The organism is Christiangramia gaetbulicola (assembly GCF_003054225.1).
GTDB classification, from domain to species: domain Bacteria; phylum Bacteroidota; class Bacteroidia; order Flavobacteriales; family Flavobacteriaceae; genus Christiangramia; species Christiangramia gaetbulicola.
Map to the genome: position 1 here is coordinate 120842 of NZ_QBKQ01000002.1, position 15042 is coordinate 135883.

A 15042-nucleotide genomic window follows, 5' to 3' on the forward strand; every position below is an offset into this window, starting at 1 on the left:
GAGAAAACCCTATCAGCGTGGGAGCGTCAAGGGTTTTCCAACTAACCAACCAAAAAATTAAATTATGAACTTGTCATCTATATTCTATTATTCATATTTCGTGCCGAACTTCTCGATCCTGTAGATTTTTTTGTTCTAACCGACTGAGATCTTGAGTTCTCCGAATTTGTTCTATTTCTTACAGAAGAACTGCTTTGCCTTGTTGGACGCTTCACAGTTGAATTCCTTTCAGAACTCCTATTGCTTTTTTCTATAGTTCTATTTCTGTTCGCCGGAGCAGAATTCCTGATTCTCGAATTCGATTTGTTTTGAACAGATCTACCTTTTGAAGAAGAACCGGTTCTACTCACGCTTGGTGCGTTTCTCGTTTCGGTTCTTGTCCTTATAGAAGAATTCTGTTTTTGCTGAGTTCTTGCAGAACGCTCTCTAACCGAATTCTGTCTTCTTTGAGTTGTATTATCGATCTTTACAGACCTTCCTTTGGAATCTGTACTTCTTTCATTCCTTTCACTATATACTCTTGGAGACCTATTATCAATTTTTCTTTTGGTGTTTCTTGCAGTTTTTACTCTGGAAGATCTATTATTTTCAGCATAGACCCTGTCTCTTGAAACACTTTCTCTGGTAGCAGCTCTGTTATAGTTATTGCTGTTTTTCACATACGCTATATTGCGTTTCGAACTGGTTCTTCTCCCGTGATTATAAGATCTTACCTTCTGCGAAGGCCTGTAAAAATCTCTTCTTCTGTTATTCTTAGAATAGTAATTGTTATAAACAGTTACATATTTATTATAAGAAATTCTTTGAGGCTCGTAGTACGCACGGTATGGTCTGCCGAAAACGATACTTACATTAACATTAGGACGACGGTAATAGTCGTGCCATGGCCTGTATACATAACGTCTGTTGTAATGATTTATATAGCCACTATAATGAGTTATATGGTGATGATTATTATAATGAACATGTAAGTTACCTACTCTTGCCAGCCTTCCGAAGTTATTATATCTAAGAAATATATTTCCAGCCTGGATAATTCTACCGTAGTAGTCATAATAGATAGGTACATTTTCAATCTGGATCACCGCTCCATAGTCGTCATATTGCACATATGGATCATAATTATAACCACCGTTATAACTAATGTTTACGTTTGGGGTTGAAATGTGTACAGAGTTTCCTCTAGCGAAATCGGGATTAAAGTAAAAATCGAATTCACCATTTGGGTAAACCGCAAATTCAACTCCTCCTTCAACAAAAATGAATGAATCGTTGTAGTTATAGTAATTAGTGGTAGCCGGTTTTGAATTTACGGATGCCGATACTGACCATCCAATAAATAAGAATGCGAAAATAAGGGTCAGGTTTCTCATGGTAGTAGCGTATTTAATTATGAACATTTGTTTATTAAATACAAAGGACGTGCCAAAGTCCGCTACTACTGGGTTCCCAAAGAGGTGTTAGATCCTTTTTTAGGTTTTAAATAGTTGAATTACAAAACCTTAAGTTCTATTCTAGTTTCTCCTTCAAATATTTTGAAGTATAAGATTTTTTTATCTTCGAAAGCTCCTCTGGGGTTCCCTGCCCAACAAGATAACCTCCGTTTTCCCCACCTTCAGGACCAAGATCGATCACCTGATCTGCACATTTCACGAGGTCCATATTATGTTCGATTACGATGACCGTATGGCCTTTAGCAATAAGAGCGTTAAAAGATTTCAAAAGTTTCTTAATATCGTGAAAATGTAATCCGGTAGTAGGTTCGTCAAAAATGAATAGGGCCTTGGTTTTGGTATTTCCTTTTACCAGGAACGAAGCGAGTTTTATCCTTTGAGCTTCACCTCCAGAAAGCGTAGAGGAACTCTGTCCCAACTGAACATATCCTAAACCTACATCTTTAAGCGGCTTAAGTTTTTTTACGATCTTATCTTCTCCATGATCCTCAAAGAATTGTGTAGCATCATCTATGGTCATATTTAGAACATCATCGATATTCTTGTCGTGAAAGGTTACTTCAAGCACATCCTTTTTGAAACGTTTCCCATTACAGGTTTCACATTCCAGATGCACATCTGCCATGAACTGCATTTCTATGGTAACTTCACCCTCTCCTTTACAGGTTTCACATCTTCCGCCATCAACATTAAATGAGAAATGTTTTGCCTTAAACCCTCTTAATTTGGCAAGTTTCTGGCTGGCAAATAGATTTCTAATATCGTCGTAAGCCTTGATATAGGTAACCGGATTAGACCTGGAAGATCTTCCAATTGGATTCTGATCAACGAATTCAACGGTCCCGATGCTTTTAAAATTACCTTCAACTCCGCTAAACTGACCGGCCTTTTCTCCATAGCCTCCAATTTCCTTTTGAACAGCCGGGTATAAGATCTTTTTTACCAGGGTACTTTTACCGCTTCCCGATACACCGGTGATCGCTGTAAAGATTCCCAATTGAAATTCTACGTCGATATTCTTCAGGTTGTTTTCCCTGGCTCCAAGCACTTTTATTTTATTCTTTGAAGTTCTTCTTTTTTCAGGAACTTCAATTTCCATTTTTCCGTTTAGATAACTTGCTGTAAGAGAATCAGATTTCAGGATATCTTTCATGGTTCCTGTGGCCACAACATAACCGCCATTAGTACCTGCTTCAGGTCCTATATCGATAATTTCATCTGCCGCATTCATGATCTCCTCATCGTGTTCAACCACGATAACTGTATTTCCAAGATCCCGAAGATTTTTTAATACGCCAATAAGTTTTTCAGTGTCTTTTGGATGCAGGCCTATAGAAGGTTCATCTAGAATGTACATTGATCCAACGAGACTACTCCCCAAGGAGGTAGCAAGATTGATCCTTTGTGATTCTCCACCAGAAAGGCTATTCGATTTTCTATTCAGGGTTAGATAATCAAGACCCACGTTAGAAAGAAATTCTAACCTATTTCTGATCTCCGTAAGCAATCTCTTCGCTATTACCTGGTCAGATTCATTAAGCTCCAGATCCTTGAAGAATGTTCTTACTTTATCGAGAGGTTTTTCAACCAGATCTGTGATGCTATGATCATTTATCTTCACATATTGCGCTTCAGGCCTTAGTCTTTTCCCTTTGCAGACAGAACATCTGGTCTTACCACGGTAACGTGAAAGCATTACCCTGTTCTGTATCTTATAAGCTTTGCTCTCCAGGAATTCAAAGAACTGGTTAAGACCTTCAAAATATTCATTTCCATTCCAGATAAGGTCTTTCTGTTCATCGCTCAGTTCAAAATATGGTTTATGGATCGGGAAATCGAATTTATGCGAATTTTTCACCAGCTGATCCCTGTACCAGCTCATACTATCACCTCTCCAAGGGAAAATGGCATTTTCATAGACCGAAAGTCCTGTATTCGGGATCACCAGGTCTTCATCTATCCCTATTACATCTCCATATCCCTCACATTTAGGGCAGGCTCCGTAAGGATTATTGAAACTGAATAAATGTACGTTGGGCTCAAGAAAGCTCATCCCGTCAAGTTCAAATTTATTGCTGAAATGTCTTGAACTGTTATCTGAAAGCTTTTCTATAAATAATTCTCCTTTACCTTCGAAAAATGCAGCCTCTGTAGCATCGGCAAGCCGATTATAAAAATCTTCCTCATCTTTGGTGATAATCCGGTCTACTACCAGCCAGGTATTATCATCGTTAGCTTTTGAAAGATCGGTCTCATCGATTCTAACAACTTCATCATCGATCTTAATTCTGCTGTATCCCTGTTGTGCCATAACCTTGATCTTTTTCTCTAAAGATCTGCCTTCTTCAACGTGAATAGGGGCAAGCAAAAGAAGCTTTTCTCTTTCGGGAAATGCCTTGACATAATTTATTACATCTGTGACCGTGTCTTTTTTAACTTCGTTTCCAGAGATAGGAGAGTAAGTTCTGCCGATCCTGGCAAAAAGCAGTTTGAGATAGTCATAGATCTCGGTAGAAGTACCCACGGTAGAGCGGGGGTTGGTCGAGTTTACCTTCTGTTCTATAGCGATCGCAGGCGCGATTCCCTTTATATAATCAACCTTTGGTTTATTAAGTCTGCCCAGGAATTGACGGGCATAAGAACTAAGGCTTTCCACATAGCGGCGTTGGCCTTCGGCATAGAGAGTATCAAAGGCAAGGCTCGATTTTCCTGAACCAGATAATCCAGTGATCACCACCAGTTTGTTCCTGGGGATGACTGCATTTATGTTTTTAAGATTGTGCAGCTTTGCACCTTTAATTATTATATTCTTTTTAGGATCTACCTGTGATATATCTGTTGTCATGCTCAATTTCTGCTAGGAGCGCAAAGTTACTCATTATGAAGCGGGAAAGAAAGCCTATAAAAACCTATAGTATTGTTAAAAAATTAAGGTTTTGTTTGTATTTCTCGATTTTATCTTGCTATATTTGGTGCATAACCAATACACAGTTGCCTATTAAGCACAGTTACTTTTTTAAAACTAAATAACCTAACCCACAGAAATTTCTAATTTCTGTACATTAAAGTAACTGTTATGAATAACACTAAGGTAACTGACGCCTCGCTCGTTCGTGATTATCTTGATGGAAATGAAAACGCACTTGGCGCCCTCATCACTCGTCACCAACATCGTATTTACAGTTTTATTTTTTCAAAGGTCTATGACCGAGATATCGCTGAAGATATCTTCCAGGACACTTTCATCAAAGTGATCCGGACCTTGAAAAGAGGAAAATACAATGAAGAAGGTAAATTTCTTCCCTGGGTAATGCGAATTGCCCATAACCTAGTCATCGATCATTTTAGAAGAAACAAAAGAATGCCCAAATTTGATAATAGCGGGGATTTCAATATTTTTTCTGTTCTGAGTGACGGAGATCTTAACGCTGAAAAACAATTGATCAAAGACCAGATCGAATGTGACGTACAGGAACTAATTAAAGAACTGCCTGAAGACCAATTAGAAGTTTTAACCATGCGCATCTATAAAGACATGAGCTTTAAGGAAATATCTGAGCGTACGGGAGTTAGCATAAACACTGCTTTGGGAAGAATGCGCTATGCCTTAATTAACTTGAGAAAGATCATAGAAAAGAGAAATTTAATTTTAACTAATTAACAGAAGCAATATCCCCCGGTTTGTTACGTTATTCTATTAAACCAACATAAAATAGTACCAAATGGGGAAACTTTACTTTAAAAAATCTTCGAAAGAAGAAAAAATTAATCGTCCACAACCAAAAAAAGAGACCATCGAGTTTCTTTTGAATTATTCAAAAGCACTTAGTGTAATTGAGTATAAGAAGATGAAGTTTGAAACGCTTATGAATTAATTTATAAAAAGACCTGTGTTATTAGCCTACAGGTCTTTTTATTTCTTTTTCTTTAAGTATTCGTTTATCACAGATTTTCTTCCAATCGTTTTAGTGATGATGTCTTTTTCAAGATCCCATGCTCTTGCAGGCGAATATTGCCTACCATACCATATTATCTGAAGATGCAATTTATTCCAGAGATCTTTCGGGAATAAACGTTTCGCGTCTTTTTCTGTTTGCGTAACATTTTTACCATTACTCAAATTCCATCGATACATTAAACGGTGTATATGGGTGTCTACAGGAAAAGCAGGTACATTGAAGGCCTGAGAGATAACCACACTGGCGGTTTTATGTCCAACTGCAGGTAATTCTTCTAAAGCTTCCATATCTGCAGGAACTTCACCATTATACTTTTCGATCAGGATCTTAGATAAACCATGGATTCCCTTCGACTTCATCGGCGAAAGGCCTACCGGTTTTATGATCTCCTGAATCTCTTCAACCGATAACTTTACCATTTTGTATGGATTATCGGCGATTTCAAATAAAATGGGAGTGATCTCATTTACTTTTACATCTGTGCTTTGAGCGGAAAGTAAAACTGCAATTAGCAAAGTATAAGGATCTTTATGATCTAAGGGGATTGGAATTTCGGGATAAATATCATTTAACTTATCAATAACGAACTGTACCTTTTCCTGTTTGGTCATAAAGCTTTAAATTTAATGGCAAAAGTAATAATTATGACAACATTGAAAGAAGGGGATAAGGCTCCCGATTTTAAAGCTGAAGATCAGGATGGAAATGAGATCAAATTATCTGATTATAAAGGAAAGAAACTAGTGCTGTTTTTCTATCCAAAAGCCAGCACTCCTGGTTGTACAGCTGAAGCCTGTAACCTAAGCGATAATTATGATGCTATGAAGGAGAAAGGATACGAGATCCTTGGAGTTAGTGCCGATTCTAAAAAGAGACAACAGAACTTCAAAAATAAGTATGACTTCAAATACCCGCTTTTAGCAGATGAGGATAAAGAAGTGATCAATGCTTATGGTGTATGGGGACCCAAGAAATTCATGGGGAAAGAATATGATGGTATTCATAGAACCACTTTTATTATTGATGAAGAGGGAAAGATCGCGGAAGTGATCAAAAAAGTGAAGACCAAAGCTCATGCTGAGCAGATCCTGGAAGAATAGGAAATAATGATAATTGGAAAAGACGGGTAGGAATTACTCGTCTTTTTTTATGTATGCTTTCTGGATCGTAGCGGTGCTGTCGCAATTCTCGATCTCTAATTCCAGGACTTTATTTTCGGGACCTCCGGAAATAAAATAAATATTACATGGCTCTGCGTCGGTATTGCTCTTATTAAAATCTACATCACCATCTTTCAGGATCTCAGAAACCATGGATGTGTCGATGTTATTAGATCTGAAGAAATTCATAGAGCTTTCAGAAAATTTCCTTTCCTTGATCTTAATATTCTTTAAAACCCTTGCATTTGGTGAGTAATCACAGGATGTTTTTTTTCCTCCTAAAAAGAATAACAAAATTACTATCCCAAAAAAAAGTCCTAACCCATAATAGGCAAGGCGATGCACAAATTTCATACTTAAAAGATCAATAGGTTTATATCCCGATAGGAAAGATTAAACCAGTCTGCAATAGACTTACTGGTTAAAATTCCGTGATAAAAATACAAACCATTGCGTAAACCTCTGTCAAATCTCAGGGTATTTTCAAGTCCGCCTTCCTCGCCAATATGCAACAGGTAAGGTGTGAAAATGTTACTGATTGATAGAGAAGATGTTCGGGCGTACCTGGAAGGAATATTAGGAACACAATAATGAATTACATTATGCTTGGTGAAAATAGGATTGTCATGGGAGGTGATTTCACTGGTTTCTACGCATCCACCCATATCTATACTTACGTCTATTATTACTGCGCCTCGTTTCATAGACTGCACCATTTCCTCTGTAATTAGAATAGGAGAGCGATCTTTACCTCTAACTGCACCAATAACCACATCTGCACGTTTCAGAGCTTTAGACAGGTTTTTTGGCTGAATGGTGCTGGTATAGAATGTATTGCCAAGATTCGCCTGAATGTTCCTTAATTTAGTAAGAGAACTATCAAATACTTTTACGCTAGCTCCAAGTCCTAGAGCAGACCTTGTGGCAAATTCACCAACGGTACCAGCGCCAATAATAACGATCTCAACCGGAGGAACTCCACTGATATTACCAAACATCAATCCGTTTCCTTCTACATGATTGCTCATGATCTCTGAAGAAATTAAAACCGAGGCAGTCCCTGCAATTTCACTTAAAGCTCTTACAATTGGATAGCTGCCATCATCATCTTTTATAAATTCAAAACCAAGGGCAGTTATTCTTTTTTCGGCCAGTTTCTGAAAATATTCTTTACACTGAGTTTTGATCTGAAGGGCAGAAATAAGGATTGTTTGCGGATTTATATATGAAAGTTCTTCAATGGAAGGTGGTTCGATCTTTAATATGGTAGGGCAGGAGAAGACCTTTTTTGTGTCTTTGGTGATCTCGGCTCCGGCATCAGAGTAATCCTTATCGCTAAACCTGGCCCATTTTCCAGCGCCAGACTCTATCATCACCCTGTGCCCATGGGCCGTAATTGCGGCCACGGCATCTGGACTTAGACAGATGCGTTTTTCCTGGTACGCTGTTTCTTTTGGAATTCCTATAAAAAGCTCACCCTTACGCTTATAGATCTCAAGGGTTTCTTCCTGGGGTAATAGTTGATCCTTAGTAAAAGGTGATACCTGCTGTTTTCCCATGTAAATATGTTAAAGCAGTTAAATTACAACTAAATTTATAAAATGAAGAATTATAGTTTACGGTAGTAGTCCTCTATTAAAATTTTCGATTGGTCGATATCATCTAGATCCTCATCTTCCTGGAAATTTTTGATCTCCTTAAGATCTTTGTCTGAGATAGGAGAAAAAACCGAAATTTCGGTCTCGTCCAACTCTGAAAGATCCAGACCATAAACCCTGTCGAATATTTTAATCCGAATCAGGTAAACTATAGATAATATTATTATGAAAAACGGTGCTAAATATATCAACTGATTTATATCTATGTAATCTGTTCTTAGATATACGTCATCGTACACCACAACCACCAATTGATAAGAATACATTGCAATAGGTATTAAAATTACATGATACCACCAATGTTTGCATGTGAAGAACCATAAAAGTAAAAGAAAAAGAGGTGTTATTTTACCAAGGTAAGTCCAGGCAGCGGTCAGTACATCTTCGAAATATTTACTTTCATATGTAAAAAAAGAAGTTTCCCAAACGGGCCCGTTTGGGAAAACTTCGTATAGATAAAATATATAAGGTGAAAATGCAATACAAAGGGCAACTAAACTACCCAGCAGAAGGTACCCTGATCTTTGATTTTTGTACGGCTTGTTCTTTGATATCATTTTTATTAGTATCGTCGGTTGAAGTTGAAGTTACAAAAAAACTAGCTCCAAATATTGCTGCTGCGAAAAGTACTGCTTTAAGTTTCATAATTATAGGTTTTAAAAGTTGTTGTTTCGTTCTGTTTTCTGAGACAAACATATAACAACTTAAAATCCTGTCAGTTAAAACATTAGTTGTACTTTTGCAACTTTTTTTCAGGCAAAAAATCGCCTGAAAATCGCAATTTGAACTTTAAATATGTTAGTTTAAAATTATTTATAAATCGTTCAATGAATATAAAATCCAATATTGACTTTATAAAACAATTGTAAAAGTAAAAAAATTCTTACAATATCTTTTACGCATCTTTTTTCCTCAATTTTCGTTTTGTTAACAAAACTTTAACTTTCTTATTTCTTCTGATTCCACTTCAAGTGACAATTTTTGGGTGTTTTCCCCCAATAAATTTTCAATTTTTTCTGGCCATTCTATCAAATTCCAGCTTTCAGACTCCAGGTAATCTTCAATACCCATGTCTAAAGCTTCCGTTTCATCCTCGATCCTGTAAAAATCGAAATGGAAAACAGATCCTTCATCTGACTCGTAATGATTCACTAATGAAAACGTGGGACTGGAGGCTACATCATGTACGCCAAGTGCTTTAACCAACTCTTTTATTAGAGTGGTTTTTCCTGCACCCATTTCGCCGTAAAAAAGCAAAGTTTTGCTTTTGGTGTTCTTTAGAATATAATCTACGGCTACATCCAGTTCTTGAAGTCTATAGGTTAACTCCATATTATTAGTATGTCAGATTTGGGACTGTAAATATATGTAAAAAATAAATATACCACCACAGATTACTGAAAATCAGAGTGATACATTTATTTTAAGTGTTTTTTATCGATTAAATATGTTTTTTATCGATTATTTAGGGTTTAGGACTACAAACGGTATTACAACTTCCTCTAGAGAAACACCTCCATGCTGGTAAGTATTCTTGTAATAGCTTACATAATGGTTAAAATTGTTCGGGTAGGCAAAGAACAGATCTTCTTTAGCGAAGATGTATGAGCTGCTCATATTAATAGTGGGTAAGTAAACCGATTTTGGATCTTCTATGGCCAGCACCTCTTTGTTTTCATATGTAAGGCTTTTTCCGGTTTTATAGCGCAAATTCAAACTGGTGTTCTTATCGCCAATTACTTTTGACGGATTCTTTACATTGATAGTTCCGTGGTCTGTAGTAATGATCAATTTAAATCCGGACTGCTGAGCCTTCTGAATTATTTCTAATAATGGAGAATTCTTGAACCAGCTTTGGGTGAGACTCCTATACGATTTATCATTAGAAGCTAGTTCTTTGATCACTTCCATCTCGGTCTTGGAATGTGAGAGCATATCCACAAAATTGTAAACAACCACCGTAAGGTCATTCGATTTTTGTGTTTTAAAATTATCCACCAGCTTCTTTCCGGCTTTGAGGTTGCTTATTTTATGGTATTCGTATTTCAAATTTTTACCCAAGCGCTTTAATTGCTCTTCAAGAAATTGAGATTCAAATAAGTTCTTTCCGCCTTCTTCGGTATCATTTTTCCAGTATTTCGGAAATAGTTTTTCCATCTCACTAGGCATTAACCCAGAAAAAATTGCATTTCTAGCGTATTGTGTAGCTGTTGGAAGTATGCTGTAATAAGCACTTTCCTTTTCCTTCTTATAATAGGGGTTTATGATAGGTTCCAGTACTTTCCATTGATCATATCTTAAATTATCTACCACTACTAATAGGGTAGGCTGATCTTCATTTATTTCAGGAAGGATCTTTTTTCTGAATAAAGTATGAGACATTACCGGAGGCTCTGCATCTTTCTCGAACCAGCTTTGGTAATTCTTTGAAATGAATTTGAAGAACTGGTTATTCGCTTCCTGTTTTTGAGATTCCAGGATCTCAACCATACTGGAGTCTTCAATGTCTTCCAGCTGAATTTCCCAGTAAACTAATTTTTGATAAAGTTCAGCCCACTCTTCATAAGAATTCACCTGAGACATTTCCATGGCGATCTTCCTGAATTCCTGCTGGTAATTAGAAGTGGTCTTTTCTGAAATTAACCTGGAGTGATCCAGGTTCTTTTTAATACTAAGCAGGATCTGGTTTGGATTTACCGGTTTTATAAGGTAATCGGCTATTTTAGAACCAATAGCTTCCTCCATAATATATTCCTCCTCACTCTTGGTGATCATTACAATAGGAATGGTCTCTCTTTTCTCCTTGATCTCGGCAAGTGTTTCCAGACCAGTTAACCCAGGCATATTCTCATCTAAAAAAACAATATCAAAATTTTCATTTTCAATCTGCTCCAATGCTTCCGTGCCACTTTTACTGGTAGTAACTTCATAATTCCGACTTTCTAAAAACATGATATGAGGTTTAAGCAAGTCGATTTCGTCATCTACCCATAAAATTTTGATATTATTCATATAGTATAATTGTAATTGTAGTTTATATAAATATGTAAACGTCACCAAGTATCTTACTTAATAATAAGATTTTACCGTGGCTCATTTCATATATGTATCTTTGTTTTGAATTTTAGAAAAATAAAGCTTGGCTTCACAAACTAAACTCAAAATATTAAACGATCCAATTTACGGTTTTATTACCATCCCCAACGAGCGGATCTTTAGAATCATTGAACATCCTTACTTTCAAAGATTACGCCGAATATCTCAAATGGGCTTATCTTATCTGGTTTATCCAGGAGCGCATCACACCAGGTTTCATCATGCTCTTGGTTGTGTGCATTTAATGCAAAAAGCGGTGAGGGTACTTAGATATAAAGGAGTTGAGATCTCCAATGCCGAAGAAGAAGCTCTTCTTACCGCTATTTTAATGCACGATATTGGTCACGGTCCTTTTAGTCATGCGATGGAGCATAGCCTGGTTGAAGGTGTAGATCATGAGACGATTTCCCTGCTTTTCATGGAAAAGATGAATTCAAACTTTAACCAAAGTTTAACTCTGGCGATCAGGATTTTTAAAGGTACTTATGAGCGCAAGTTCATGAATCAGTTAATCTCCAGTCAGATGGATATGGATCGTTTGGATTACCTTAAACGGGACAGTTTTTATTCAGGTGCGGTAGAAGGTAATATAAATAGTGAACGTTTGATCACTATGCTGAATGTGGTAAACGATGAACTTGTAGTTGAGGAAAAAGGCATCTATTCCGTAGAAAAATTCCTTATTGGTCGCAGATTAATGTACTGGCAGGTTTACCTGCATAAAACCAGCCTGGTGGCAGAACAATTATTAATACGTGTTTTAAAACGAGCGAAAGAGTTAATACAACAAGGGCACGTTCTCCACGCCAGTGGTTCCCTGATGTACTTTTTAAAAAATAAGGTTACCAGGGAAGATTTCGACGATCATACCTTAGAGATGTTTTCAAGGCTGGATGATAACGATGTGATTTCAGCAATGAAAGAATGGATGTATTCAGATGATTTCGTGTTAAGTAATCTGTGCGAAATGATCATCAACAGGAATCTTCTAAAAGTAAAGATCAAAAAGAAAAAGCCTTTAAAAGAAAAGCTGGAAAAGCGTTCGCTGGCACTTCAGAAAAAATATAATATTTCAGAAAAGGAAGCGTCTTATTTTGTGTTTGAAGGAGAGATCGCAAACTTGGCTTACAAGCGGGAAAAGGATAATATTAATATTCTTCATAAAAATGGAAAGATCAACGATGTAGTTAAGGTTTCAGATCAATTTAATTTAAAAGCCCTCACAAATACCGTTACTAAATACTATATGTGTTATCCAAAAGTTAAAGATTAACTCATTTTTTTTACTTTTGCCAGAATGAAATTTACAGCAGAGCAAATAGCCGAGATATTAGAAGGTAAGGTTGAAGGCAATCCTGAAGCCGAGGTTTCTGAACTTGCCAAGATCGAAGAAGGGGGCGAAGGATCCCTTACTTTCCTTAGCAATCCTAAGTATACTTCCTTTCTTTATACCACGAATGCTTCGATCACGATCGTAAATGACGATTTTGAAGTAGAGCAGCCGGTGAATACCACGCTCATAAAAGTAAAAGACGCTTACAAGGCATTTTCGACCTTATTAGAATATTATAATCAGATCAAACTGAACAAGTCTGGTATAGAGAAGCCAAGTCATATTTCAGATTCTGCTAAATATGGAGATGGGTTATATCTTGGGTCTTTTTCATATATCGGGGATAATGCGAAGCTCGGGGAAAATGTAAAAGTTTATCCGAATGTATATATAGGAGATAATGTAAAGATCGGTGATAATGTTACCATTTTTGCCGGAGTAAAGATATATTCTGAAACCCTTATTGGTAATGATGTGACCATCCATAGTGGTGCCATCTTAGGTGCCGATGGTTTTGGCTTTAGCCCTGGCGAAACGGGTGAATATAGTAAGGTACCACAAATTGGAAACGTGATCATCGAAGATCATGTGGATATTGGAGCAGCAACAACAATAGATCGAGCTACATTAGGCTCTACAATTATAAGAAAAGGAGTGAAGTTGGATAATCATATTCAAATTGCTCATAATGTTGAAATTGGTGAAAATACAGCGATCGCTGCGCAGACAGGAATTGCCGGTTCAACTAAGATCGGAAAGAACTGTCTGATCGGAGGCCAGGTTGGAATAGCCGGTCACCTCACCATAGGGAATCGTGTTAAGATCCAGGCGCAATCAGGAATTGGCCGGGATATTAAGGACGATGAAATGTTACAGGGTTCTCCTGCAATTGGATATAGCGATTACAATAAATCCTATATACATTTTAAGAACCTGCCTCGAACAATGAATATAATACACCAACTAGAAAAAAAAATGAATAATGGCTGATAGAAATTCACAGCAACGAACAATCAGGGAAGAAGTTTCTCTTGAAGGTGTTGGCCTGCATACAGGTAAAGAAGTGAAGCTTACTTTTAAACCGGCTCCTGAAAATACAGGATATGTATTTAGAAGGGTAGACCTTGAAGGTAGTCCTGAAGTTGAGGCTGATGTAAGTTACGTGGTAAATACTCAGAGAGGTACTAACCTGGATAAGAATGGAGTTTCCATTCAAACTTCAGAGCATGTGCTTGCTGCCTGTGTTGGTTTAGAAATAGACAACCTTTATATTGAATTAAATGCATCTGAGCCTCCAATTATGGATGGTTCTTCCAAGTTCTTTGTAGAGGCTTTAGAAAAAGCCGGAACTGTAGAACAGGATGCAGAGCGTGAAGAATACGTAGTAGACCAGATCATTTGCTATCGTGATGAGAACGGAAGCGAAATAATCGCAATGCCGGCAGATGAATACCAGGTGACTACCATGGTAGATTTTGGTACTAAGGTTCTTGGAACCCAAAATGCCTCTATCGAGCATCTATCAGAATTTAAAACTGAAATTGCTGATGCCAGAACTTTCAGCTTTTTGCACGAAATAGAAACATTATTGGAGCATGGCCTTATAAAAGGTGGTGATCTAAATAATGCCATCGTTTACGTAGATAAAGAGATAAGCGAAGAAACGTTGAAGAAGCTAAGAGTAGCTTTCAATAGAGATGAGATCTCAGTTAAGCCAAACGGAATACTGGATAACCTTACTTTGCATTATCCAAATGAGGCTGCCAGACATAAACTTTTAGATGTTCTTGGTGATGTAGCATTAGTAGGTACCAGGATTAGAGGTAAAATCATAGCCACTAAACCGGGTCACCATGTAAACACCGAATTCGCAAAGAAACTAGCCAAGGTTATCAAAGCAGAGAAAAGGAATAATGTTCCTAAAATAGATCTTTCGCAACCACCACTAATGGATGTGAATGATATTATGGATACCTTGCCTCACAGATCACCATTTTTACTGGTAGATAAGATCTATGAATTGACCGATACGCATGTGATCGGGATGAAGAACGTTACAATGAACGAGCCGTTCTTCGTAGGGCATTTCCCAGGAAAACCGGTAATGCCGGGAGTGCTTCAGGTAGAAGCCATGGCGCAGACTGGTGGAATATTAGCCTTGAAATCTGTTCCAGATCCTGAGAATTACCTTACCTTCTTTATGAAGATCGATAATGTAAAATTCAAAAGACAAGTAGTACCGGGAGATACTCTTATATTTAAATTAGAATTATTAGCTCCAATAAGGAGAGGTATTTGTCAAATGCAGGGATATGCATATGTAAACGGACAACTTGCCACTGAAGCCATCTTAATGGCACAAATCGTTAAATCAAAATAAAT

Annotated in this window: 15 protein-coding genes; 6 read left to right on the forward strand and 9 right to left on the reverse strand. The window is 37.2% G+C overall.

Features of this window, described 5'->3' with window-relative positions:
- Positions 1 to 77 precede the first annotated feature (77 nt).
- Both C8P64_RS07165 and uvrA read right to left on the reverse strand, forming a co-directional pair.
- Positions 78 to 1373: a hypothetical protein gene (locus C8P64_RS07165; RefSeq protein ID WP_146167194.1), complete on the reverse strand. Its 1296-nt coding sequence runs from the start codon at positions 1371 to 1373 to the stop codon at positions 78 to 80.
- Positions 1374 to 1509: 136 nt separating this feature from the next.
- On the reverse strand, positions 1510 to 4299 hold the full coding sequence (uvrA, locus tag C8P64_RS07170; protein WP_108171402.1) for an excinuclease ABC subunit UvrA: 2790 nt from the start codon (positions 4297 to 4299) through the stop codon (positions 1510 to 1512).
- 231 nt (positions 4300 to 4530) lie between these two features.
- Here uvrA and C8P64_RS07175 point away from each other — a divergent pair, with 231 nt between their 5' ends.
- Positions 4531 to 5115, forward strand: a complete 585-nt coding sequence (locus C8P64_RS07175; protein ID WP_108171403.1) for an RNA polymerase sigma factor — start codon at positions 4531 to 4533, stop codon at positions 5113 to 5115.
- 61 nt (positions 5116 to 5176) lie between these two features.
- A complete protein-coding gene (locus C8P64_RS16530; RefSeq protein ID WP_170106642.1) occupies positions 5177 to 5329 on the forward strand; it encodes a hypothetical protein in 153 nt (50 codons plus the stop codon).
- Positions 5330 to 5367: 38 nt separating this feature from the next.
- Here the strand turns inward: C8P64_RS16530 and C8P64_RS07180 are convergent, their stop codons facing one another.
- On the reverse strand, positions 5368 to 6024 hold the full coding sequence (locus C8P64_RS07180) for an endonuclease III domain-containing protein (protein ID WP_108171404.1): 657 nt from the start codon (positions 6022 to 6024) through the stop codon (positions 5368 to 5370).
- A 33-nt stretch (positions 6025 to 6057) separates the two neighbouring features.
- On the opposite strand from C8P64_RS07180, the gene bcp reads away from it, so the two are divergent.
- Positions 6058 to 6513 (forward strand): thioredoxin-dependent thiol peroxidase, encoded by a 456-nt coding sequence (bcp, locus tag C8P64_RS07185; RefSeq protein WP_108172200.1) that lies wholly within the window; start codon positions 6058 to 6060, stop codon positions 6511 to 6513.
- A 33-nt stretch (positions 6514 to 6546) separates the two neighbouring features.
- Here bcp and C8P64_RS07190 read toward each other — a convergent pair whose 3' ends face one another.
- The 6 genes from C8P64_RS07190 to porX all read right to left on the reverse strand — a co-directional run bounded on the left by C8P64_RS07190 (position 6547) and on the right by porX (position 11243).
- The gene (locus tag C8P64_RS07190) at positions 6547 to 6927 is read right to left on the reverse strand and encodes a DUF4258 domain-containing protein (RefSeq protein ID WP_108171405.1); all 381 of its coding nucleotides are present in this window, start codon (positions 6925 to 6927) and stop codon (positions 6547 to 6549) included.
- A gap of 2 nt (positions 6928 to 6929) precedes the next feature.
- Positions 6930 to 8132 carry an alanine dehydrogenase gene (locus C8P64_RS07195; protein WP_108171406.1) on the reverse strand — a complete coding sequence of 401 codons (1203 nt, stop codon included), beginning with the start codon at positions 8130 to 8132 and terminating at the stop codon, positions 6930 to 6932.
- Between the two features lie 50 nt (positions 8133 to 8182).
- Positions 8183 to 8497, reverse strand: a complete 315-nt coding sequence (locus tag C8P64_RS16620) for a hypothetical protein (protein WP_245889672.1) — start codon at positions 8495 to 8497, stop codon at positions 8183 to 8185.
- A 232-nt stretch (positions 8498 to 8729) separates the two neighbouring features.
- On the reverse strand, positions 8730 to 8876 hold the full coding sequence (locus C8P64_RS16535; RefSeq protein ID WP_170106636.1) for a hypothetical protein: 147 nt from the start codon (positions 8874 to 8876) through the stop codon (positions 8730 to 8732).
- A 282-nt stretch (positions 8877 to 9158) separates the two neighbouring features.
- On the reverse strand, positions 9159 to 9563 hold the full coding sequence (gene tsaE, locus C8P64_RS07205; RefSeq protein ID WP_108171408.1) for a tRNA (adenosine(37)-N6)-threonylcarbamoyltransferase complex ATPase subunit type 1 TsaE: 405 nt from the start codon (positions 9561 to 9563) through the stop codon (positions 9159 to 9161).
- A 129-nt stretch (positions 9564 to 9692) separates the two neighbouring features.
- Positions 9693 to 11243, reverse strand: coding sequence for a T9SS response regulator signal transducer PorX (gene porX, locus C8P64_RS07210; protein WP_108171409.1), 1551 nt, complete (start codon positions 11241 to 11243; stop codon positions 9693 to 9695).
- Between the two features lie 127 nt (positions 11244 to 11370).
- On the opposite strand from porX, the gene C8P64_RS07215 reads away from it, so the two are divergent.
- From C8P64_RS07215 to C8P64_RS07225, 3 genes are read left to right on the forward strand one after another with little or no spacing between them, the layout of a single operon-like run.
- Positions 11371 to 12600 (forward strand): HD domain-containing protein, encoded by a 1230-nt coding sequence (locus C8P64_RS07215; RefSeq protein ID WP_108171410.1) that lies wholly within the window; start codon positions 11371 to 11373, stop codon positions 12598 to 12600.
- Positions 12601 to 12624: 24 nt separating this feature from the next.
- On the forward strand, positions 12625 to 13650 hold the full coding sequence (gene lpxD, locus C8P64_RS07220; RefSeq protein ID WP_108171411.1) for a UDP-3-O-(3-hydroxymyristoyl)glucosamine N-acyltransferase: 1026 nt from the start codon (positions 12625 to 12627) through the stop codon (positions 13648 to 13650).
- Positions 13643 to 15040 (forward strand): bifunctional UDP-3-O-[3-hydroxymyristoyl] N-acetylglucosamine deacetylase/3-hydroxyacyl-ACP dehydratase, encoded by a 1398-nt coding sequence (locus C8P64_RS07225; protein ID WP_108171412.1) that lies wholly within the window; start codon positions 13643 to 13645, stop codon positions 15038 to 15040. Before lpxD ends, C8P64_RS07225 begins: the two co-directional genes overlap by 8 nt.
- Positions 15041 to 15042 lie beyond the last annotated feature (2 nt).

Coding starts and splice junctions, on each gene's coding strand:
- C8P64_RS07165 (WP_146167194.1), bottom strand. CDS start 1,373: ATGAGAAACCTGACCCTTATTTTCGCATTCTTATTTATTGGATGGTCA.
- C8P64_RS07175 (WP_108171403.1), top strand. CDS start 4,531: ATGAATAACACTAAGGTAACTGACGCCTCGCTCGTTCGTGATTATCTT.
- bcp (WP_108172200.1), top strand. CDS start 6,058: ATGACAACATTGAAAGAAGGGGATAAGGCTCCCGATTTTAAAGCTGAA.
- C8P64_RS07225 (WP_108171412.1), top strand. CDS start 13,643: ATGGCTGATAGAAATTCACAGCAACGAACAATCAGGGAAGAAGTTTCT.
- C8P64_RS07190 (WP_108171405.1), bottom strand. CDS start 6,927: ATGAAATTTGTGCATCGCCTTGCCTATTATGGGTTAGGACTTTTTTTT.
- C8P64_RS16620 (WP_245889672.1), bottom strand. CDS start 8,497: ATGTATTCTTATCAATTGGTGGTTGTGGTGTACGATGACGTATATCTA.
- C8P64_RS07195 (WP_108171406.1), bottom strand. CDS start 8,132: ATGGGAAAACAGCAGGTATCACCTTTTACTAAGGATCAACTATTACCC.
- lpxD (WP_108171411.1), top strand. CDS start 12,625: ATGAAATTTACAGCAGAGCAAATAGCCGAGATATTAGAAGGTAAGGTT.
- C8P64_RS07180 (WP_108171404.1), bottom strand. CDS start 6,024: ATGACCAAACAGGAAAAGGTACAGTTCGTTATTGATAAGTTAAATGAT.
- uvrA (WP_108171402.1), bottom strand. CDS start 4,299: ATGACAACAGATATATCACAGGTAGATCCTAAAAAGAATATAATAATT.
- C8P64_RS16530 (WP_170106642.1), top strand. CDS start 5,177: ATGGGGAAACTTTACTTTAAAAAATCTTCGAAAGAAGAAAAAATTAAT.
- C8P64_RS16535 (WP_170106636.1), bottom strand. CDS start 8,876: ATGAAACTTAAAGCAGTACTTTTCGCAGCAGCAATATTTGGAGCTAGT.
- tsaE (WP_108171408.1), bottom strand. CDS start 9,563: ATGGAGTTAACCTATAGACTTCAAGAACTGGATGTAGCCGTAGATTAT.
- porX (WP_108171409.1), bottom strand. CDS start 11,243: ATGAATAATATCAAAATTTTATGGGTAGATGACGAAATCGACTTGCTT.